The sequence below is a fragment of the Streptomyces sp. NPDC048338 genome (assembly GCF_043201055.1).
GTDB lineage: Bacteria > Actinomycetota > Actinomycetes > Streptomycetales > Streptomycetaceae > Streptomyces.
Genome location: NZ_JBICYQ010000016.1, coordinates 98,826 through 118,311, shown reverse-complemented (window position 1 = coordinate 118,311; position 19,486 = coordinate 98,826). Strand labels below are relative to the sequence as shown.

The 19,486-nt window shown below is 73.8% G+C and carries 14 protein-coding genes; 7 read left to right on the top strand and 7 right to left on the bottom strand.

The window, feature by feature from the left end:
• Nucleotides 1-2,433, bottom strand: coding sequence for an FHA domain-containing protein (locus ACGFZF_RS32275; protein WP_393559975.1), 2,433 nt, complete (start codon nucleotides 2,431-2,433; stop codon nucleotides 1-3).
• A 90-nt stretch (nucleotides 2,434-2,523) separates the two neighbouring features.
• On the opposite strand from ACGFZF_RS32275, the gene ACGFZF_RS32270 reads away from it, so the two are divergent.
• Nucleotides 2,524-3,162 carry a TetR/AcrR family transcriptional regulator gene (locus ACGFZF_RS32270; RefSeq protein WP_393559973.1) on the top strand — a complete coding sequence of 213 codons (639 nt, stop codon included), beginning with the start codon at nucleotides 2,524-2,526 and terminating at the stop codon, nucleotides 3,160-3,162.
• A 250-nt stretch (nucleotides 3,163-3,412) separates the two neighbouring features.
• On the opposite strand, the gene ACGFZF_RS32265 is transcribed toward ACGFZF_RS32270, so the two are convergent.
• Nucleotides 3,413-4,219 (bottom strand): class II aldolase/adducin family protein, encoded by an 807-nt coding sequence (locus ACGFZF_RS32265; RefSeq protein WP_356609314.1) that lies wholly within the window; start codon nucleotides 4,217-4,219, stop codon nucleotides 3,413-3,415.
• Between the two features lie 251 nt (nucleotides 4,220-4,470).
• On the opposite strand from ACGFZF_RS32265, the gene ACGFZF_RS32260 reads away from it, so the two are divergent.
• Nucleotides 4,471-5,169: a ThuA domain-containing protein gene (locus ACGFZF_RS32260; protein WP_393559970.1), complete on the top strand. Its 699-nt coding sequence runs from the start codon at nucleotides 4,471-4,473 to the stop codon at nucleotides 5,167-5,169.
• Between the two features lie 183 nt (nucleotides 5,170-5,352).
• The gene (locus tag ACGFZF_RS32255) at nucleotides 5,353-6,744 is read left to right on the top strand and encodes an NADP-dependent succinic semialdehyde dehydrogenase (protein ID WP_393559968.1); all 1,392 of its coding nucleotides are present in this window, start codon (nucleotides 5,353-5,355) and stop codon (nucleotides 6,742-6,744) included.
• 82 nt (nucleotides 6,745-6,826) lie between these two features.
• Here the strand turns inward: ACGFZF_RS32255 and ACGFZF_RS32250 are convergent, their stop codons facing one another.
• Entirely contained in the window at nucleotides 6,827-7,840 is a 1,014-nt protein-coding gene (locus ACGFZF_RS32250) for a PHP domain-containing protein (RefSeq protein ID WP_393559966.1), read from the bottom strand.
• 72 nt (nucleotides 7,841-7,912) lie between these two features.
• On the bottom strand, nucleotides 7,913-10,003 hold the full coding sequence (locus ACGFZF_RS32245) for a SpoIIE family protein phosphatase (protein ID WP_393559964.1): 2,091 nt from the start codon (nucleotides 10,001-10,003) through the stop codon (nucleotides 7,913-7,915).
• Nucleotides 10,004-10,090: 87 nt separating this feature from the next.
• Here ACGFZF_RS32245 and ACGFZF_RS32240 point away from each other — a divergent pair, with 87 nt between their 5' ends.
• Nucleotides 10,091-13,336, top strand: coding sequence for an ATP-binding protein (locus tag ACGFZF_RS32240; RefSeq protein WP_393559962.1), 3,246 nt, complete (start codon nucleotides 10,091-10,093; stop codon nucleotides 13,334-13,336).
• 167 nt (nucleotides 13,337-13,503) lie between these two features.
• Here the strand turns inward: ACGFZF_RS32240 and ACGFZF_RS32235 are convergent, their stop codons facing one another.
• The gene (locus tag ACGFZF_RS32235) at nucleotides 13,504-14,373 is read right to left on the bottom strand and encodes a siderophore-interacting protein (protein WP_393559960.1); all 870 of its coding nucleotides are present in this window, start codon (nucleotides 14,371-14,373) and stop codon (nucleotides 13,504-13,506) included.
• Nucleotides 14,374-14,558: 185 nt separating this feature from the next.
• Here ACGFZF_RS32235 and ACGFZF_RS32230 point away from each other — a divergent pair, with 185 nt between their 5' ends.
• The 3 genes from ACGFZF_RS32230 (at nucleotide 14,559) to ACGFZF_RS32220 (ending at nucleotide 16,659) form a co-directional block, all read left to right on the top strand.
• Entirely contained in the window at nucleotides 14,559-14,759 is a 201-nt protein-coding gene (locus ACGFZF_RS32230) for a hypothetical protein (RefSeq protein WP_147981931.1), read from the top strand.
• A 239-nt stretch (nucleotides 14,760-14,998) separates the two neighbouring features.
• Complete coding sequence (locus tag ACGFZF_RS32225) at nucleotides 14,999-16,177, top strand: acyl-CoA dehydrogenase family protein (protein ID WP_393559957.1); 1,179 nt, start codon at nucleotides 14,999-15,001, stop codon at nucleotides 16,175-16,177.
• A gap of 260 nt (nucleotides 16,178-16,437) precedes the next feature.
• Entirely contained in the window at nucleotides 16,438-16,659 is a 222-nt protein-coding gene (locus ACGFZF_RS32220; RefSeq protein WP_393559955.1) for a hypothetical protein, read from the top strand.
• Nucleotides 16,660-16,800: 141 nt separating this feature from the next.
• Here ACGFZF_RS32220 and ACGFZF_RS32215 read toward each other — a convergent pair whose 3' ends face one another.
• Both ACGFZF_RS32215 and ACGFZF_RS32210 read right to left on the bottom strand, forming a co-directional pair.
• On the bottom strand, nucleotides 16,801-18,639 hold the full coding sequence (locus tag ACGFZF_RS32215; protein ID WP_393559953.1) for a copper resistance CopC/CopD family protein: 1,839 nt from the start codon (nucleotides 18,637-18,639) through the stop codon (nucleotides 16,801-16,803).
• Nucleotides 18,640-18,826: 187 nt separating this feature from the next.
• The gene (locus ACGFZF_RS32210; protein WP_393559951.1) at nucleotides 18,827-19,381 is read right to left on the bottom strand and encodes a GNAT family N-acetyltransferase; all 555 of its coding nucleotides are present in this window, start codon (nucleotides 19,379-19,381) and stop codon (nucleotides 18,827-18,829) included.
• Nucleotides 19,382-19,486 lie beyond the last annotated feature (105 nt).

The following is a 19,486-nucleotide window of genomic DNA, read 5'->3' as shown; positions in this document are numbered from 1 at the left end:
CTACTTCCGCATGATCACCGGCTCGTGTCGGCGCAGCAGCCGCGCGACCACGAATCCGAGCACCAGGCAGAGGACCACCAGCATCCCCATGTCGAACAACCAGGCCTCCAGGGTGTGGTGCATCAGCGGATCGGTCGTTTTCTCGCTCGGCGCGATCTCGCCGATGTCGATGGTCGCCCCCATCGCCGCGAACGCCCATCGCGACGGCACCAGCCAGGCGAGCTGCTCCAGGACGGGCGCCCCGCGCACGGTGAGCAGCGCGCCGCAGAAGACCACCTGCACGATGGCGAGGAGGACCAGCAGAGGCATGGTCACCTCCTCCTTGCGCACCAGCGCCGAGACGAACAGCCCCAGCATCATCGCCGTGAAGGCGAGCAGGGCGACCGCGAGGGTGAGCTCCACCAGGGGTGGGAAGAGCACGCCCTTGCCGTCCGGCACGTTCAGCGGCACGCCGATCAGGGCGACCAGGGTCAGCACCACCGCCTGCACGACGGTGATCGTCCCCAGGACGACGATCTTGGACATCAGATACGCGGAGCGCGACAGGCCGACGGCTCTCTCGCGCCGGTAGATCGTGCGCTCCTTCACCAGCTCGCGCACCGCGTTGGCCGCACCCGTCAGCACACCGCCGACGCACAGGATGAGCAGCACGTTCAGCGTCGACTCGGGATTGAGGCTCCCCTCCGACAGCGCGCGGGCCATCGCACCCATGACGAACGGCAGGGCGACCATGATGATCAGGAAGGTCCGGTCGGCGGCCAGCGCGGCCGCGTACCGCCTGACGAGCGTACGGAGCTGGGAACCCCAGCTCTGCGCCTTCGGCGGCGGTCCCGGTTCCGGCACCGCGGCCGGAACCGACGGGGGCAGGCCCGTCCGGTCCATGGCGTCCGCGACGTACTGCCGGTGGAAGCGGGAGGCGCGGTACCGTCCGGCCCAGTCCCGCTCGCGCTCGTTCTCGAAGGCCTCGAAGGCCTCCGGCCACTCGTCGAAGCCGAAGAACTCCAGCGCCTCGTCCGGCGGTCCGTAGTAGGCGATCCGGCCACCCGGCGCGAGCACCAGCAGGCGGTCGCAGACGTCCAGGCTCAGCACGCTGTGCGTGACGACGATGACGGTACGGCCGTCGTCGGCCAGCCCCCGGAGCATGTGCATCACGGAGCGGTCCATGCCCGGGTCGAGGCCGGAGGTCGGCTCGTCGAGGAAGAGGAGCGAGGGCTTGGTGAGCAGCTCCAGCGCCACGCTGACCCGCTTGCGCTGCCCGCCCGAGAGGCTGTGGATGGGCTGGTCGACCCGCTCGCCCAGGCCGAGCTCCCGGATCACCTCGTCGACCCGTGCCCGGCGTTCGGACGCCGCGGTGTCCTCCGGGAAGCGCAGTTCGGCCGCGTACCCGAGCGCCCTCCGTACGGTGAGCTGCAGGTGCAGGATGTCGTCCTGCGGTACGAGCCCGATGCGCTGGCGCAGTTCGGCGTAGTCCTGGTAGAGGTCACGGCCGTCGTACAGGACCGTGCCCCGGTCGGCGGGCCGCTGCCCGGTGAGGGCGCCGAGCAGGGTGGACTTGCCGGCGCCGGAGGGCCCGACGACGGCGAGCAGGCACTTCTGCCCGACCGGGAAGGAGACGTCCTCCATCAGCGTCTTCTTCCCGTGGTCCACGGTGACGGCGAGATCCTGCACGTCGAGGGAGACCTCGCCGGTGTCGGTGAACTCGACGAGCTTGTCCCCGAGCAGGCAGAACGCCGAGTGCCCGATGCCGACGATGTCGTCCGGGGTCACCCGGGAGCGTTCGACGCGCCGGCCGTTGAGGTAGGTGCCGTTGTGGCTGCCGAGGTCATGGATCCAGTACGTCCCGTCGGCCTGCGCCAGCAGCTCGGCGTGCCGCCGCGAGACCACGAGGTCGTCCACGACCAGGTCGTTGTCCGGCGCGCGCCCGATGCGCACGGTCCGGGTGGGCAGCGGCCGTACGGAGGTGGGCTGCCGGAAGGTGCCCGTGGCGCCCGGGTGGGACACCGACGACGGCCGGGGCGGTGTACGCGGCGGCGCGGGCGCCGGCGGCGCCGGGACCGGCATCGGCGGGGGCGCGGGCGCGGGCCTGGGGGGATCGGGCTCCCGCGGCGGCGCCGTACGGGAGAGGACGGCGCACGGGCCGTCCCAGGGGTGCCCGAACCGGATGATCGAACCCGGACCCACCGCGTAGTCCTCCCGGACCCGCTGGCTGTCCGCGTACGTGCCGTTCGTGCTGTGTTCGTCCTCCAGCGCCCAATGGTCGCCCTCGACGTGCAGCACCGCGTGGTGCCAGGACGTCCGGGCGTCGGCGAGCACGATGTCACTGGTGGGGTCGCGCCCGATGCGATAGACGTGACCCGGGCTCATGAGGGTCGCGTCCCCGTCGATCTCGAGGACCAATTCGGGCGCGGCAGGCGCGAAAGGCCGCTCTCCCATGCGTGAATTTTATCTTCCGGCACCGATCCGTGCCTGCGAGAGCCGCCGGTATCGTGGGGCGCCCGACCCCGGACGAAGGAGAGAGACCCCGTGCCGAGAGGTGTCACCAGGCGCCGGCCCCGCACCCGCGCGGCCCTGCTCAAGGCCGCTCTGGAGACCTTCGCCGAGCACGGCTTCCACGCGTCCTCGATCGAGCAGATCTGCGAACGGGCCGGCTACACCCGGGGTGCCTACTACTCGAACTTCGCCAGCAAGGAAGAACTCTTCCTCGCCCTCTTCGACGAGCACAGCGAGCGGACCGTGCGCCGGCTCGCCGAGGCGGTCGACTCGCTGACCGCCGAGGAGTACACCCTGGACCGGCTCGCGGAGCTGGCCTCGCGCGTCGAGCCCGACGAGCGGGACTGGTACCTCGTGACCACCGAGTTCACCCTGCACGCGATCCGGGACCCGCAGGCGGCCTGGGTGCTGGCCCGCCACGACGCGCGGCTGCGAGCCGAGATCGCCCGCGGGCTGACGACCGTGCTGCGCAGGGCGGGGCGCGAACTGACCGTGGACGCGGACCGGTTCGCCCGGCTGATGATCGCCCTGCGGGAGGGCGGCCTCGCCCAGAGCTACGTCGAACCGGAGGAGCTGCCCCCGGGAGCGCTCGAACGGGACTTCCTCGCGGGACTCCTGGAGGCGTCGACCCGGCCGGTCGCCGCGGAGCGGGGCGCGGGGAGCGGCGCCTAGGTCCTGTCCGGGCGATCTTCTCGGGCCCGCGACGACGGCTGCGGCGTCTCGCGGCGTTGTCGGAGTCGCCCGAGTACGCCCGGTACGAGGGCGATCCTCCGCCTTGCGATACACCACATCCGACGCCGCGGGCCGGTCCTCGAAGATCGCCCGGACAGGACCTAGGAGGACCGGCCCGCGACCGGCCGTACCGGCCCGCCCGGCCCGTGAACGGCCGAGCCGGGCCGGGAGCAGCCGGACGAGCCCGGGATCAGTCGAACAGATCCGGGTCCGACGCGGTGATCTGATCCCACAGGGGCCGCGCCTGGAACCAGCCGGCCAGGTGGGTGCCGACCTGCCCGCGGGTGATCAGCGCCGTCTCGCGGTCGATGAGCTGCGGTGTGCCGGCGGCCATCGCCAGGAGCTGGGCCTGGCAGGACCGTTCCATCGTGATGAACCACCACACGGCCTCGGCGACCGAGTGCCCGACGGTGAGCAGCCCGTGGTTCTTCAGGATGACCGCCTTGTGGCCGCCGAGCGCCTTCGCCACCCGCTCGCCCTCCTCCAGCTCGTTGACCACGCCCCGGTAGTCGTCGTAGATCCCGTGGTCCTCGAAGAACGCGCAGGCGTCCTGGGTGATCGGGTCGAGCGGAACGCCGAGGCTGGAGAACGCCTTGCCGTGCAGCGAGTGGGAGTGCGCGGCGGCGACCGCGTCGGGGCGGGCCGCGTGGACCTGGGAGTGGATGACGAACGCGGCACGGTTCACGGGGCGGTTGCCGGAGAGCAGCGTGCCCTCGTGGTCGACCAGGATCAGGTCGGACGCCTTGATCTGACCGAAGCTCATCCCGAACGGGTTGACCCAGAAGGCGTCCGGGTTCTCCGGGTCGCGGACCGTGATGTGCCCGGCGACTCCCTCCGAGAACCCGAAGCGGCCGAACAGCCGGAAGCCGGCGGCGAGTTGTTCCTTGCGGTACTGCCGCTCCTCCTCGACGGTGTCGAAGACCGGCGGCAGCGGCAGCGTGACCCCCTCGGGCATCGGGCCCACGGCGGCGGCGAGTGCGGGCGGCAGGGTGCTCATGCGGGCTCCTCGGAGGGTGGGATGCGTGCGTGAGGGCACGGGAGTGTCGCGGCGCCAAAAGATACAGATGTGTATCCGATACGACAATGGATCCGCGCGCATTCCGGGAAGCCTCCCGCACCGGGGCGCGGAGGCGGTCGGGGCCGCCCGGCCGCGGCGGGCGCGGGCCGCCGGGAGGGCGGCGCTTGCGGCTCGGGGATTCCGGCGACTACGGTCCCCGGAGCAAGCGCTTACTGACTGGAGTGCGACCCGTGCCCACCGTGCCTGCCGGACCCGCCTCGGACGTCCTGGTCTACGTCCGCACCACCGGCTACCGCCACGACTCGATCCCGGCCGGCGCGACCGCCCTCACCGAGTTGGCGAGATCCGCGGGATTCGCGGCCCAGGTCACCGAGGACCCGGCGGACTTCACGCCCGACCGGCTCGACCGGTGCGCGGCCGTCGTCTTCCTGTCGACCACCGGCACGGTGCTGACTCCCGAAGGCCGTACGGCCTTCGAGGCGTACGTGCGACGGGGCGGCGGATTCCTCGCGGTCCACGCGGCGGCCAACGCGGAGCCGGACTGGCCCTTCTACGGCCGCCTCCTCGGCACCCGCTTCGACGGCCATCCGGAGATCCAGCCGGGCGTGGTGTGCGTGGCGGACGGCGACCACCCGGCGACGGCCGCCCTGCCGGACCGCTGGGCGTGGACCGACGAGTGGTACAACTTCACCGCCAACCCCCGGGGGAGCGGCGTGCGGGTGCTGGCGACGGCCGACGAGTCGAGCTACCGCGGCGGCACGCTCGGAGCGGACCACCCCCTGGTCTGGTGCCGGGAGGAGGGACGGGGCCGCGTCCTGTTCACGGCGCTCGGGCACGCCGCCGAGGCGTACGAGGACCCCGCCTTCCGCGCGCACCTCGCCGGCGCGCTGCTCTGGGTCACCGACGGCGGGCCCGCGCGGCGGTCCTGACCGGAACTCCCTGAAGAAGCCCGGGCCGGCGACACGTTTCGGACCCCGCGACCTCCGGAAGACGCACCCCCGGGGCGCACGGGCCGGCCGCGGCCGCGTCACCCCCGCGCACCGCCTCCGATTGCGGCGGGGGCCGGGGCGCGGGAGGGTTCCGTTGGAGTGGACGTCAGGAGGAGACGAGACATGGGCATCGCCACCGTGAATCCCGCGACGGGCGAGACACTGCGCACCTACGACGCTCACGGGCCCGAGGAGGTCGAGCGGCGCATCGCCGCCGCCCACGAGACCTTCCGGGTCTACCGCACGACGACCTTCGCCGAACGCGCCCGTCTCATGCGCCGTGCCGCCGACCTCCTCGACGAGGACACCGACGACATCGCCCGCACGATGACCATCGAGATGGGCAAGCCGATCACCGCGGCCCGCGCCGAGGCCGCCAAGTGCGCCAAGGCCATGCGCTGGTACGCGGAGAACGCCGCGTGGCTGCTGGCGGACGAGCACCCCGCGGAGTCCGACGTACGGGACACCGGGGCCGACGCGGCCCGGGTCCACTACCGGCCCCTCGGCACCGTCCTCGCCGTCATGCCCTGGAACTTCCCGCTCTGGCAGGTCGTCCGCTTCGCGGCGCCCGCGCTCATGGCGGGCAACACCGGGCTGCTCAAGCACGCCTCCAACGTCCCCCGGACCGCCCTCTACCTCGGGGACCTCTTCCGACGCGCCGGCTTCCCCGAGGGCTGCTTCCAGACCCTCCTGATCGGCTCGGGCGCCGTCGAGGCCGTGCTGCGCGACCGGCGGATCGCCGCCGCGACGCTGACCGGCAGCGAACCGGCGGGGCGTTCGGTCGCGGCCATCGCCGGCGACGAGGTCAAGAAGACCGTCCTGGAACTCGGCGGCAGCGACCCGTACATCGTGATGCCGTCCGCCGACCTGACGCGCGCCGTCAAGACCGCCGTCACCGCGCGCGTGCAGAACAACGGCCAGTCCTGCATCGCCGCGAAGCGCTTCATCGTGCACCGGGACGTGTTCGAGCACTTCGCCGAACGGTTCGCCGCCGCCATGAGCGCGCTCACCGTCGGCGACCCGCTGGAGGAGTCGACCGACGTCGGCCCGCTCGCCACCGAGCAGGGCCGTGCCGACCTGGAGGAACTCGTCGACGACGCCGTGGCCAAGGGCGCCACGGTCCTGTGCGGCGGGGCCCGCCCCGAGGACCGCAAGCGCGGCTGGTTCTACGAGCCCACGGTGCTCACCGGCATCACGCCCGAGATGCGCATCCACCAGGAGGAGACCTTCGGTCCGGTCGCCACGCTCTACCCGGTGACCGACATCGAGGAGGCCGTCGCCGTCGCCAACGACTCGCCCTTCGGCCTCAGTTCGAACGTCTGGACGCGGGACGACGAGGACGTCGCCTTCTTCGTCCGCGACCTGGAGGCCGGCGGGGTCTTCGTCAACGGCATGACCGCCTCGCACCCCGCCCTCCCGTTCGGTGGAGTGAAGCGCTCGGGCTACGGCCGCGAGCTGTCCGGTCACGGGATCCGCGAGTTCTGCAACGCGACGACCGTCTGGCAGCGCGCCTGAGGGACGTCCGGCCGGAGGTCCCCGACGACAGGGGGTGTCCGGCCGGAAGCCCTCGATGACTCCCCGGGCGTCCGCGCGCCGGTCACTCTCCCCGCGTCCAGGCCAGCAGTCGCTCCGCCGGCCAGGTGTTGATCACCCGTTCGGGCGGCACCCCGCACTCCTCCGCCCGCGCGCAGCCGAAGATCTGCCACTCCAGCTGCCCCGGCGCGTGCGCGTCCGTGTCGACGGCGAACCAGACGCCGGCCTCCACCGCCTGGCGCAGCAGCCGCCGCGGCGGATCCAGCCGCTCAGGACGGCTGTTGATCTCGACCGCCGTCCCCGACTCCGCGCACGCGGCGAAGACCCGCGCCGCGTCGAACTCCGACTCGGGCCGCAGGCGGCCCCCGCCGACCAGGCGCCCGGTGCAGTGCCCCAGGACGTCCAGCAGCGGATTGCGCACGGCCTTCACCATGCGCCGGGTCATCGCGGGAGCGTCCATCCGCAGCTTGGAGTGGACCGAACCCACGACCAGGTCCAGCCGTTCCAGCAGCTCCGGCTCCTGGTCCAGCGACCCGTCGTCCAGGATGTCGCACTCGATGCCGGTGAGCAGCCGGAACGGCGCCCACTCCTCGTTCAGCCGCTCCACCACGTCCAGTTGCTCGCGCAGCCGCTCCGGGGACAGCCCGCGGGCGACCGTCAGACGCGGCGAGTGATCGGTGAGGACGGCCCATTCGTGCCCGATGCGGGCCGCGGTGCGGCCCATGTCCTCGATGGTGCTGCCGCCGTCCGACCAGTCGGAGTGCAGATGGCAGTCGCCGCGCAGCAGCGCCCGCAGCGTCTCCCCGCCGTCGGCCTCCGGGACCGGGATCTCCTCCTCCAGTCGCGCGAGATAGGCGGGTACCTCCCCGGCCAGGGCCTCCCGCACCACCGCCGCCGTCTTCGGTCCGAGGCCCTTGACCGACTCCAGCGTCCCGGCGGCGGCGCGCCGGGCCGCCTCGCCGTCCGCCATCGCCGCGACGACCGCGGACGCCGTACGGAAGGCCCGTACCCGGTACGTGGGGGCCTGGGAGCGTTCCAGCAGGAAGGCGATCCGGTCCAAAGCGGCCACGGGATCCATCGCACGACACCTCTCGTTCCCGCCGCCGGCCCGCCCGGCCGGACCCGCGTCCGGGGCGGGGGCGGCCCGTGATCAGCCCCCGGACTTCCCCGACACCGCCGACGCCGGAGTCTGGACCGGGCCGATCTCGCACCACACCGCCTTGCCCTCGCCCCGGGGCTCCACGCCCCATCGCGAGGCCAGCGCGTCGAGCAGCAGCAGGCCACGCCCCGAGGTCGCCGCCTCGCCCGGTGTCCGCCTGCGGGGCCACGCGCTGGAACGGTCCTGCACGGACAGCCGCACCCGCCGCACCGGCTCCGGCAGCACCTCCAGGGTCAGCACCGCGCCGCCCTCCGTGTGCAGCAGCACGTTCACCAGCAGCTCACCCGTCAACAGCTCGGCGTCGTCCGCCAGTTCGTCCATGCTCCAGTCGCGCAGCGCCTGTCCCACCGCCGCCCGCGCGTCCGAGAGCCCCTGCGGATCGGCCTGGTGGATGTACTGGTGGATGCGAGGCGCCCGCGGAGTGCCCGGGTCCGGGCTGCGGCGCAGGACGAGCAGGGCGACGTCGTCTCCGGCCCCCCAGCGTTCCCAGAGCTGTTCGGAGAGGTGGTCGGCCAGCGCCTCGGCCTGCGGCGGTCCGCTGCTCATCGCGCCGGCCAGCACCGCCAGACCCGATTCGATGTCCGTGCCGGGCTGCTCGACCAGGCCGTCCGTGTAGAGCACCAGGGTCTCGCCGGGCACCAGGTCGAGCCGGGTCTCCGGGAACTCCTCGTCCCCGAACACCGTCGCCAGGCCGAGCGGCAGTCCGCCCCGCAGCTTGGGCCGCCCGACGCGGCCGTCCGTGTGCCGGATCAGCGGCCCCAGATGCCCGGCCCGCACCGCGCGCACCGTGCCCCCGCCCAGGTCGACCTGGGCGTAGGTGCAGGTGGCGAAGCGGTTCGTGTCGAGTTCGGCGAGGAAGCGGGACGCCCGGGCGAGCACCGTGGACGGGGCGTGGCCCTCGCCCGCGTACGCCCGCAGCGCGATCCGCAGCTGCCCCATGATGGCCGCGGCATGGGTGTCGTGGCCCTGGACGTCGCCCACCACGATCCCCACGCGGCCGCGGGGCAGCGGGATCACGTCGTACCAGTCGCCGCCGACCTGACGTCCGCTCCAGGCCGCGTGGTACCGCACCGCGATCTCGCCCCCGGTGATCTCCGGGATCCTGCGGGGCAGCATCGTCTCCTGCAGTCCGGTGGCCAGCTCCCGCTCCTCGTCGAAGAGGATGGCACGCTGCAGCGACTGGGCGACGATCGCGGCCAGCCCCAGGGCGAGGTTGCGCTCGTCGGCGCTGAAGGCCGTACGGCCCCGGTAGAACAGCGCCATCCCGCCGAGCGAGCGGGCCTGGGCGACCAGCGGCAGGTAGCAGGCGGCCTTGAACTTCAGCCGGGGGAGGTACGGGGCGAGTTCGGGGAAGTCCCGGCCCAGCGAGGGGAACGAGGAGACGAAGCGGGGCCGCCCGCTCAGTACGGCCTCGGCCAGCGGCAGGCCGCCGTCGAGCCGCCGGGTGCGGAAGTCGTTCAGGGCGTCCAGCGACTCGCCGCTGAGGGCGATGACGTTGAGCGAGCCGTTCTCGACCAGCCCGAGCGCGAGACCGTCCGCGCCCAGCCGGGCGAGTCCGCCGGGACCGGTCAGGGCGGCCGTCACGTCGTCGACGGTCACCGCACGCGACAGCGCGTGCGTGGTCCGTTCGACGATGCTCGTCTGCACCTCGCGGCGCTTCTCCAGGTCGAGCACGAACTCCGAGTGGGCGACCTCGGCGGAGGCGTCCCGGACGATCCCGACGATCCGCTGGGCCATGCCGTCCGGCGCCCGCAGAATTCGTGCCTGCACATGCGTCCACTGGGGTGTTCCGTCGTCCCGCTCGATGCGGAACTGCGCCGTGTACGAGGTCTGACCGCTGATGATGGCATGCCGGATCACGGCCTCGAGCCGCGTCCGCTCCTCCGCGTCGAGCCCGCGGACGAGCGTGGCGGGCCGGCCGTCGAACCCGTCGGGGTCCACCCCGAACACCAGCAGCCCCGCCTCGTCGACATCGATGGTGCGCGTGTCGAGGTCCCAGTCGAAGCTGCCGGTGCGATTCATGGCGAGCCGCTCGGTGGGTCCGATCTCGCCACTGTGCGTGCGCCGGTCGTCATCGGTCATCTCGTCCATTGTCGAACCGGTACCCCTCCGACGCCATGGCGGCGACACGGCGCGCCGGAGATTTCACCGGCCGGGCAGAATGGGCCGGTGAATCCGCGCTACCGAGTCCTCGGTCCCGGCCGGGCGGTCCGGGACGACGGCCGCGAGGCCGTGCTCAGCGGTGCTCGCCTCCGGGCCCTGCTGGCGGCACTGGCCGCCGCCGGCGGGCGGGACGTCGGCACCGCCGTGCTCGTCGCCCACATCTGGGAGGGCGCGCCGCCGGGCGACGCGGAGGGCACCGCGGCGCTGCAGGCGCTGGTCGGGCGGCTGCGCAGGGCCCTCGGCCGGGACGCCGTCCTCTCGACCCCCGGCGGATACCGCCTCGCCGCGACCGCGCAGGACATCGACCTGTACGTGTTCGAGCGGCTGGCCGCGGACGGGTCCCGGGCCCTGGCCGACGGGGACGCCGGCCGGGCGGCCCGGATCCTGGACGAGGCTCTCGGGCTGTGGCACGGGCCCGCGCTCGCCGACCTCCCCGGTCGTGACGGCGACCCCGCGGTCGTCCGCGCGGAGCAGCGGCACACGCAGGCGCGCCGGGACCGGCTCGCCGCGGACGTGGCCCTCGGCCGCGCCCGGACCGCGCTCGCGCCCCTGACGGCCCTCGCGGCCGAGCACCCGCTGGACGAGCCGCTGCAGACCCTGCGGATCCGCGCGCTGCGGGCGGCGGGCCGCGGCGCGGAGGCGCTCCAGGCGTACGAGGAGGTCCGCGGCCTCCTCGCCGACCGCCTCGGCGCGGATCCCGGCCCGGACCTGCGCGCCCTCCACGCCGAGTTGCTGGCCGGCGAGGAGGCGGTGGAGCGCTCGGTCCTTCCCGCGCGGCTGACCTCCTTCGTCGGCCGGGCGGCAGAGGTGGACGCGCTCGGGGCGGCGCTTCGGGCCGGGCGGCTCGTCACCCTGACCGGACCCGGCGGAGTCGGCAAGACCCGCCTCGCCCTGGAGGGCGCGGAACGCGCCGAAGGACCGGTCCGCCTCGCCGAACTCGCCTCCGTACGGCGGGAGTCGGACGTCCCCGCGGCCGTCCTCACCGCCCTCGGTGCCCGCGAGACGCAGCTCTGGAGCGCCGCCGCCGCCGTGGACCGGCAGAGCCACGATCCCCTGGACCGTCTGGTGGAGCATTGCGGGTCGCGGCGGTTGTTGTTGCTGCTGGACAACTGTGAGCACGTGGTGGGTGTGGTCGCGGGGTTGGTGGAGGTGTTGTTGGCGCGGTGTCCTGGGGTGTCGGTGTTGGCGACGAGTCGGGAGCCGTTGGGGGTGCCGGGGGAGTTCGTGCGTCCGGTGGGGCCGTTGTCGCGGGGTGAGGCGTTGCGGTTGTTGGGGGAGCGGGGTGCTGCGGCGCGTGCGGGTTTTGTGGTGTCGGAGGATGCGGAGGCGTGTGCGGAGATCGGTCGGCGGTTGGACGGGTTGCCGTTGGCGATCGAGTTGGCGGCGGCGCGGTTGCGGTTGTTGAGTCCGCGGCAGATCGCGGATCGGTTGGATGATCGTTTCGCGTTGTTGACGTCGGGGGCGCGGACGGTGTTGCCGCGTCAGCAGACGTTGCGTGCGGTGGTGGACTGGTCGTGGGATCTGTTGGACGAGGGTGAGCGGGGGGTGTTGCGGCGGCTTTCGGTGTTCTCGGGCGGGTGTGGTCTGGAGGCGGCGGAGGCGGTGTGCGGGGGGTCCGGTGGGGCCGGGGTGTTGGACGTGTTGGGTGCGTTGGTGGACAAGTCGTTGGTGGTGGCGGCTCCTTCGGAGGAGGGGGTGATGCGTTACCGGTTGCTGGAGACGGTGGGGGAGTACGCGGGAGAGCGGCTGGACGAGGCGGGTGATCGTGCGGTGGCCGAGCGGCGGCATCTGACGTACTACCGCGAACTCGCCCGCACCGGCGATGCCCGGCTGAGGGGGCCCGGGCAGGAGGTCTGGCTCCGGCGCTTCGAGACCGAGCACGACAACGTGAGGGCCGCGCTGCGGACGGCCGTCGAACGCCAGGAGGAGCAGGAGGCGCTCTCCCTGGTGCTTTCCATGAGCTGGTTCTGGCAGCTCCGCGCGCATCACGGCGAGGCCCGGACCTGGTCGGCGGCCGCCGCCGCCCTCGGCCCCGACCCCTTCACCCCGCCCGTGCGCCGCGCCACGCCCCTGGAAGGCCGCTGCACCGACACACCGCCGCCCTGGGACGACGAGCGGCTGTGGGAGGCCCGGCGCGGCTGCCGGCTCCTCGTCCTCGCGGGAGAGGGCGGCGAGGGGGCCACCGCCCTGGAGCGGCCCGACACCCGGGCCCGGCTCGACGCCGTCGTCGCCGCGTACCGGCCCGGCCTGCCCCAGAATTGCCGCCAGCCCGGGTCGATGTGGTTCTTCGCCCGGCTGATGACGGGCGAGTTCCGCACCCTCGGCGAGACCCTGGACGCCGCGCTCGACGCCTGCCACGCCCACGGCGACGACTGGGAGGCCGGCTTCACCCACCTCATGCGGGCCAAGCTGCTCGGGGAGCGTCCCGAGGACGCCGAGCGGGCGCTCGCGGCCTTCGAGGCCGCCCAGGACTCCTGGGGAATCGCCGAAGCGCTCTGCGCACGCGGCGAGTCGTACGAGCGGGCGGGCCGGCTCGACGAGGCCGCGGCGGACTTCGAACGGGCCGCCCTCGCGGCGGCGAACCTCGGCGCCCGCTCGCAGGTCCCGGTGTTCAAGGCGCGCCTCGCCTCCGTCCGCGTCCGGACCGCCGCCGACGACGAGGCGCGGGCCGGAGCGCGGGAGCTGTTCGCCGAAGCGGCCCGGGAAGCCGGGGAGTTGGGCAACGAGGCTGTCGGCACGGCCCGGCTGCTCCTCGTCCAGCACCACGGGCACGACGGGGACACGGCCCTCGCCCGCGATCAACTGGATCTGCTGGAGTCCGAGTTCAGCGCATCAACCCCCGACCTCTTCGCCGGCGTCGCCGGTGGACTGCGCGGCTGGCTCGCCTGCCTCGACGGCGCGTACGATGAGGCGCTCGGTCATCTCGCCCACGCCGTGGCCCAGTTGGAGACCCTCGCCTACCTGGTCTCGCCGTACCTCGTGGTCAGCCAGTTCGCGACGGCGGCCTGGGCCAAGGGGAGCCTGGGCCGGCCGGGCCTCGCCGAGGACGGGGCCCGGCTGCTCGGTGCGTACGACGCCCACAGCGGCACGGCCGACGGGGTCGGCTTCCGGCCCTTCACCACGCAGACCGAGGCCTCGGTGCGGGCGCACGCGGAGCGCGCCCTGCGCGCCGCGCTCACCCCGGAGACGTACGCGCGGTGCCACGCGGAGGGCGCCGCCCTCCAGGTGAAGGAGGCCGCGGGCCTGGTCTGAGCCCGGGGCGGGCCGAGCACCGGGGAGAGGGTGGGTCGAGCGCCGGAGGAGTGTCCCGTCCGAGCCCGGGGAGGGTGCCCGCCGATGCCGGGATGGCCCCCCGGAGGCGCCCCGACCCGCATCGGGAGCGCGACGCCCCCCGTGACGGCGCCCGCCGGCCGATCGGGTCAGGACCCGTCGGCCGCCTCCAGGCGTTCCCTCGCCTCGGCCAGGTCCTCCGGCGTCGGCGCGTCGTCCTGCGTGAGGCGCCGACGCCAGTACCCGGCGAAGTCGATCGAGCGCCGGTCGTACCCGCGCTCCTCGACGAGATGGCGGCGCACCGCCCGGACGGCACCCGCCTCGCCGGCCAGCCAGACGTACGGGGACCCGGACGGGAACGCGGCCGCCCGCACCGCCTCCGGCACGGACTCCCCGGCCCCGTCCTCGTACAGCCAGTGCACGGTCAGGTCGCCGGCCGTCACCCATTTCTGCTCCTCGGCCGGGTCTGCGACCTGAACGAACGCGACCGTCCGGTGCCCCGGTGGCAGCGCCTCCACCACCGTGCCGAGCGCCGGCAGCGAGCAGCCGTCGGCGACCAGCAGCGTCCAGTCTGCGGCTCCCGGGGCGACCGGTGTGGCGAAGTACGGGGAGGGCCCGAACATCCCCAGGGCGTCCCCGGGCCGGGCCCGGCGCGCCCAGCGCGTCGCCGGCCCGTCCTCCTCGCCGCCGGCGTGCAGCAGGAAGTCGACGTCGAGGGTCGCGGCCGACGGGTCGTGCGTCCGGATCGTGTAGCTCCGCATCCATGGACGATCGGCCTCCGGCAGCCCGGCGCAGGACGCGTACCAGCGCATCACGTCGCCGTCCGGGCCGGGCGTGGGCAGGACCGGTTCGGTGCCGGGCCGCCGGGGGAAGAACAGCTTCACCTGCTGGTCCGGCCCGGCGAGCGAGAGGCCGCCCAGGTCAGGGCCGCCGAAGGTGACCCGGACCATGCGCGGGGTGACCGGGCGGACCTCGGTCACCCGGATCAGCCGGAGGGGCAGGGGCGGCGGATTCGTCATGAGGACTCCCGTGTGTCGTGGCTCGCCCGCCAGCCTCCCCGCCCCCGCCGACGCGGCTCCGACGCCGGACCGACACGGCCCCTGGGCCGCACCGGGCGGTGATCCGGCCGCCGCGTCCCGGCCCGGATGCGGGAGCGGGAGCCGCCCCTGAGAATGGAGTGCCGGAAGAACTAGTAGGAGGCGGCATGAACGCTGAGTCCGACAAGACATCTCCGGGGGAGAGCCCGACGCCCGACCGCCTCTTGCATGCCGGGTCGGAGGGCGAATACACGGCGGAGGACCTGGTCCTCGCCTCCGGACGCGATGTGAATCCGAAGAGCCTCGCGTGGGCCGAGCGGCGGATGGCCGAGAAGGGCCGCGCCTCCCTCGACGAACTCCTGCCCTGAGGCCCCGGCCCCGGCTCCGCGGCCGGGCTGCGGCCCCCGCTCCCTTGGCCCGGTCCTCACCGGGCCAAGGGGTGGGCCGCGCCGCCGCGACCCGGCCCGGCGCCCCCACCGCCCGGGCCGCGACCGCTTCCGCCCCGCCCGCGCCGCCCGCGCGCACGGGGCTTCCGCATTTGTGAAACACGTTCTACCGTGGCCGCCGTCGCGCGCACGCTCCAAGGACGCTGCCACGGGAGGCCCCCATGCACCTCGAGTACACGCACGCCCAGCACCGCCTGCGCGCCGAGCTGCGGGCGTACTTCACCGAGCTGGTCCCGGACGACGTGTACGCCCGCTATGCCGACCCGGCCGCACAGAAGCGCTTCTACCGCGAGACCATCCGCAGGCTCGGAGCCGACGGCTGGCTCGGCGTCGGCTGGCCCACCGAGTACGGCGGACGCGGACTGAGCCCCATGGAGCAGTTCATCTTCTTCGACGAGGCCGCCCAGGCCGGCGTCCCCCTGCCGCTGATGGCGCTGAACACCGTCGGCCCCACGATCATGCAGTTCGGCACCGACGAGCAGAAGGCCCGCTTCCTGCCGAAGATCCTCTCCGGCGAGATCGACTTCGCCATCGGCTACAGCGAACCCGACGCGGGCACCGACCTCGCCGCCCTGAAGACCCGCGCGGTCAGGGACGGCGACACGTACGTCGTCAACGGGCAGAAGATCTGGACCACCAACGGCGACACGGCCGACTGGGTCTGGCTCGCCGTCCGCACCGACCCGGACGCACCGCCGCACAAGGGCATCACCATGCTGCTCGTCCCGACGACGGACCCGGGCTATTCCTGCACCCTGATCAACACCCTCGCCTCGCACGACACCACCGCCAGCTACTACGACGACGTCCGCGTCCCGGTCTCGTACCGCGTGGGGGAGGAGAACAAGGGCTGGCGCCTGATCACCAACCAGCTCAACCACGAGCGGGTCACCCTCGCCGCCCACGGCACCATGGCGATCCGTGCCCTCCACGACGTCCAGCGCTGGGCCGCCGACACCGAGCTCGCCGACGGCCGACGGGTGATCGACCTCCCCTGGGTCCGCCGCCTGCTGGCGCGGACGCACACCCGCCTGGACGCGATGAAACTCCTCAACTGGCAGATGGTGAACGCCGTCCAGCAGGGCACCCTCACCCCGCAGGACGCCTCCGCCGTCAAGGTCTACGGCTCCGAGGCCCGCCGCGACGCCTACGCCTGGCTCATGGAGGTCGTCGGCTCGGCCGGCGCACTGAAGGGGGGCTCGGCCGGGGCGGTCCTCCACGGCGAGCTGGAACGCGGCTACCGTTCGGCCGTCATCTTCACCTTCGGCGGCGGGAACAACGAGATCCAGCGCGAGATCATCTCCTGGATCGGCCTCGGCATGCCCCGGGTCCGCCGCTGAGGGGTTGTGACGGAGCCGTCCGCGAGAGGTCCGTGACCGACCCGTCCGCCGCGCCGACGACCTCGGCTCCGCGGGACACACCCCCCGGGCACATGCCGAGTTCCCGCCGAGCGCGGGCAACGGAAGCAGCCGATGCACTCAGACGGGCACCGTGCTCCCGTCGACGACCCGGATCAGGCGTGCGCCCCGGCGGTTCGGGCATGTTCCGGACGTCGGCCCACGCCGGACCGGCGGCCCGGCGTTCCAGGAAGGGAAGTGACATGAGCCAGAACCCCCGGCTCGCACCGGTCGCGACGTTCTGCGGCAAGTGCGACTGCGGATGCCCGCAGCTGTTCGTCGACGCGGACGCGTCCGACGACAGGCGCATCCGGATCACCGACGACTTCGGCCAGCACGTCCAGATGAGCGCGGACCAGTTCGCGGATCTGGTCGCACAGGCACGGGCGGGAAAGCTGGACTCCGTACTGGCCACCGGCGCCTGAGGGCGCGTCGGTGATGCCGGCGCGCCGCGCGCGGCACCCCCTCGGCGTCCCGGTGACGCCGTGCCCGGGATGCCGTGACCGGAACGCTCGGCACGCCGGTCGCGAAGACGCGCCCCGGCCGGAGACCGTTCCGGCCGGGGCTCAGCGCACGACCTCGACCGTCTTCTCCACCGTGACCTGATCGAGGTCGGAGGTGCGGACGGTGGCCCGCATCGTCCACGTTCCGGCGACCGGAAGGGTCAGGGTGTCGCTGCTCCAGTGACTGCCCCGGTCCACGAGTTCGGCGTCCAGCGGGCCGATACCCTCCTCGGCATGGGTGAAGGTCAGACGGAGCTCGGGCGCGGAGACGAACCCGCCGTCGGCACCGAAGACGACGGCCTCCACCGCGTTCCGGCCCACCCGGCTCGGCTCCAGCGTGATCTGGATCTTTCCGCTTCCCGTGATGCCGGCGCCGCCCGTGTCGAAGGGCATCGCGACCAGGTTCACGTCCGGCCATCCGGTCACCCGGGAAGCCGTCACCGTCTCGGCGTCCGCCCTGCCCGGCTGCGTACCCGTCAGCACGGTCGTGACGACGAGGACCACCGCCCCGATCAGCGCCTCCGCCGCCGCGGACCCGCGCAGGCCGCGCCGCCACGCCGCAGGACCCGGACCGGTCTCGACGGAGCCCGGCTCGACGGAGCCCGCCGCGCCCTCGGGCAGCGGAACCGGGCCGTCGCCCGCGGGGACCGGCACCGGTTCCCCGACCGGCACCGGTTCCCCGACCGGCACGGGCACCGATCGACGGGTCAGGTGCCGGGAGTACGCCGCCACCGCCAGCATCGCCGCCACCACCCCGGCCTTCACGAGGAGGATCCGGCCGTACGGAGTGGCCAGCGCCTCCCAGGAGCCCAGCCCGCGCCAGGACTGGTAGACGCCGCTGACCGCCAGCGCGGCGACGGACCCCAGCGCCAGCCGGGAGAAGCGGGCCACGGCCGCGCCGGGGACCGGGGTGTCGATCGGTGCGCGCGCCAGCGCCACGAACAGCGCGGCCAGCCCGCCCAGCCACACCGACATCGCGAGCAGGTGCACCACGGACGACACCATCGCCACCGGCACCTGGACACCGGCTGAGGCGTGGTCGGAGACCGCCCACGTCCCCGCGAGCGCCGCCGCCAGTACCGCCCCGCCGACCCACTCGGCCCGCCCTGCCCGCCCGGCGCGCACCCAGCGCTTGAGGGCCACGGCCGCCACGGGCAGCAGGGCCAGGCGGACCGTGAGTGCGAGCCCCTGCCGACTGCTCGCCGTGTCCCACAGCAGCCGCGGGTCGAAGAAGGGTCCGGACGAGCCGCCCCCGCTCTCCCACGCCGCCCGCGCCACCAGCAGCACGAGCGTCGAACCCGCGAGCGCCCACCAGCCGGCCGACAGGAGGCGGCGCACCGCTCGTACCGCCAGGGCGCCCGGCCAGCAGACCAGGCCGAAGACCGCGACCCCGAGGAGCAGGGACAGGCCGGCGTAGGCGCCATAGCGCCCGATGTCCTGGAGCAGGTCGACGGCGCCGCTCACGTTCGGCTCGGTGGCCGACGCGGTGCCGTCCCGCGAGGGCGCGCCGACGGAGAACACGAAGGCGCCGGAGATGGCATGGCTGTCGGCCGAGGCCGCTCGCCAGGAGACCGTGTACGTGCCCTGCGCGAGGCCGTCGGCGAGCTCCACCCGTACGGTCTCCGCCTTGCCGTCCGCGTGGCCGGGAGTGCCGGTGTGCACCGGCCGGCCCTCGGGGTCGAGGACCCGGAGCGCGTTGGCGGTCAGCCCGACGGCCTCGCTGAAGGTGACCGTCACGTGGTCCGGCGGCCTGGTCAGTACCGAGTCCCTGCGGGGGTCGCTGGCGGTGACCACGGCATGCGCCGCGGCCGGCGTCGCGCCGGCGAGCAGGGCGGCCGCGAGCACGGCCGGCACCAGCAGCACGCAGGCCAGATACCGGCCGAGCCTTGTTCCTCGTTCCACGCCATGTCTCCGGTTCGGCCGACGGATCTCGTGCACGGCCCGAACGAAGGACCGGCCGGCCGGCCGGGAGGGGCTGCGGAGAGGCGGGCTGCCCGCCCGGCGGTACCGGCCGACCACACCCCCTACGCCGTGACCCCCTCGCCCGCACGTTCCGGCGGAGGGGATACGGAGGCGGGGCCGCCGTCGTTCAACTCCGCCGCTGTGCCGTGGCGTCCGGCTTCCAGTCCTGGGCGAGGAGCCCGAGCAGCACCTCGTCCAGGAACTCGCCCAGTACCCAGGCCGAGGAGCGCAGCACGCCCTCGCGGACGAAGCCGTTGCGCTCGGCGGCGCGCAGCATCGCGTGGTTGTCGGCCAGGGTCTCGATCTGCAGCCGATGCAGTCCGCGCACGGCGAAGCCGTAGTGGCACAGCGCGGCGACCACGTCGGTTCCGTAGCCCTTGCCGCGGGCGGACGGCAGCAGCCCGAGCCCGACGTGCGCGAACCGGTTGTGGGTGTCGATGCCCCAGAGCGTCGCGGTGCCGACGAGGGTGCCGCCCTCCAGCTCCACGACGGAGAACGGGACGTGTCCGTGCTCCGTGTCGTCGACCACGAGCCGCGGATCCTTCGAGGCGGGCGACATCGGCCGCCACGGACCCCCTTCGGCCCGCGCGGCGTTGACCACGTCGTTGTAGAGCTCGGTCCGCAGGACCGGGATGTCGTCTTCGTGCCGGGCCCTGAGCCCGACCTTGGTGCCTCTCAGCATGCGAGCTTCCTACCCGACCCGGTCGGCCCGCGGCAAACGGATAACGCCCCGCCCAGGCGGCCCGGTTGCGGACCGCCTGCCCGGCCGGGGGCCTCTGCGCCCGGT

Bases quoted from the DNA above. Each gene is read 5' to 3' on its own strand.
- ACGFZF_RS32275 (WP_393559975.1), bottom strand. From the start codon at position 2,433: ATGGGAGAGCGGCCTTTCGCGCCTGCCGCGCCCGAATTGGTCCTCGAG.
- ACGFZF_RS32265 (WP_356609314.1), bottom strand. From the start codon at position 4,219: ATGAGCACCCTGCCGCCCGCACTCGCCGCCGCCGTGGGCCCGATGCCC.
- ACGFZF_RS32255 (WP_393559968.1), top strand. From the start codon at position 5,353: ATGGGCATCGCCACCGTGAATCCCGCGACGGGCGAGACACTGCGCACC.
- ACGFZF_RS32250 (WP_393559966.1), bottom strand. From the start codon at position 7,840: ATGGATCCCGTGGCCGCTTTGGACCGGATCGCCTTCCTGCTGGAACGC.
- ACGFZF_RS32245 (WP_393559964.1), bottom strand. From the start codon at position 10,003: ATGACCGATGACGACCGGCGCACGCACAGTGGCGAGATCGGACCCACC.
- ACGFZF_RS32235 (WP_393559960.1), bottom strand. From the start codon at position 14,373: ATGACGAATCCGCCGCCCCTGCCCCTCCGGCTGATCCGGGTGACCGAG.
- ACGFZF_RS32230 (WP_147981931.1), top strand. From the start codon at position 14,559: ATGAACGCTGAGTCCGACAAGACATCTCCGGGGGAGAGCCCGACGCCC.
- ACGFZF_RS32225 (WP_393559957.1), top strand. From the start codon at position 14,999: ATGCACCTCGAGTACACGCACGCCCAGCACCGCCTGCGCGCCGAGCTG.
- ACGFZF_RS32220 (WP_393559955.1), top strand. From the start codon at position 16,438: ATGAGCCAGAACCCCCGGCTCGCACCGGTCGCGACGTTCTGCGGCAAG.
- ACGFZF_RS32210 (WP_393559951.1), bottom strand. From the start codon at position 19,381: ATGCTGAGAGGCACCAAGGTCGGGCTCAGGGCCCGGCACGAAGACGAC.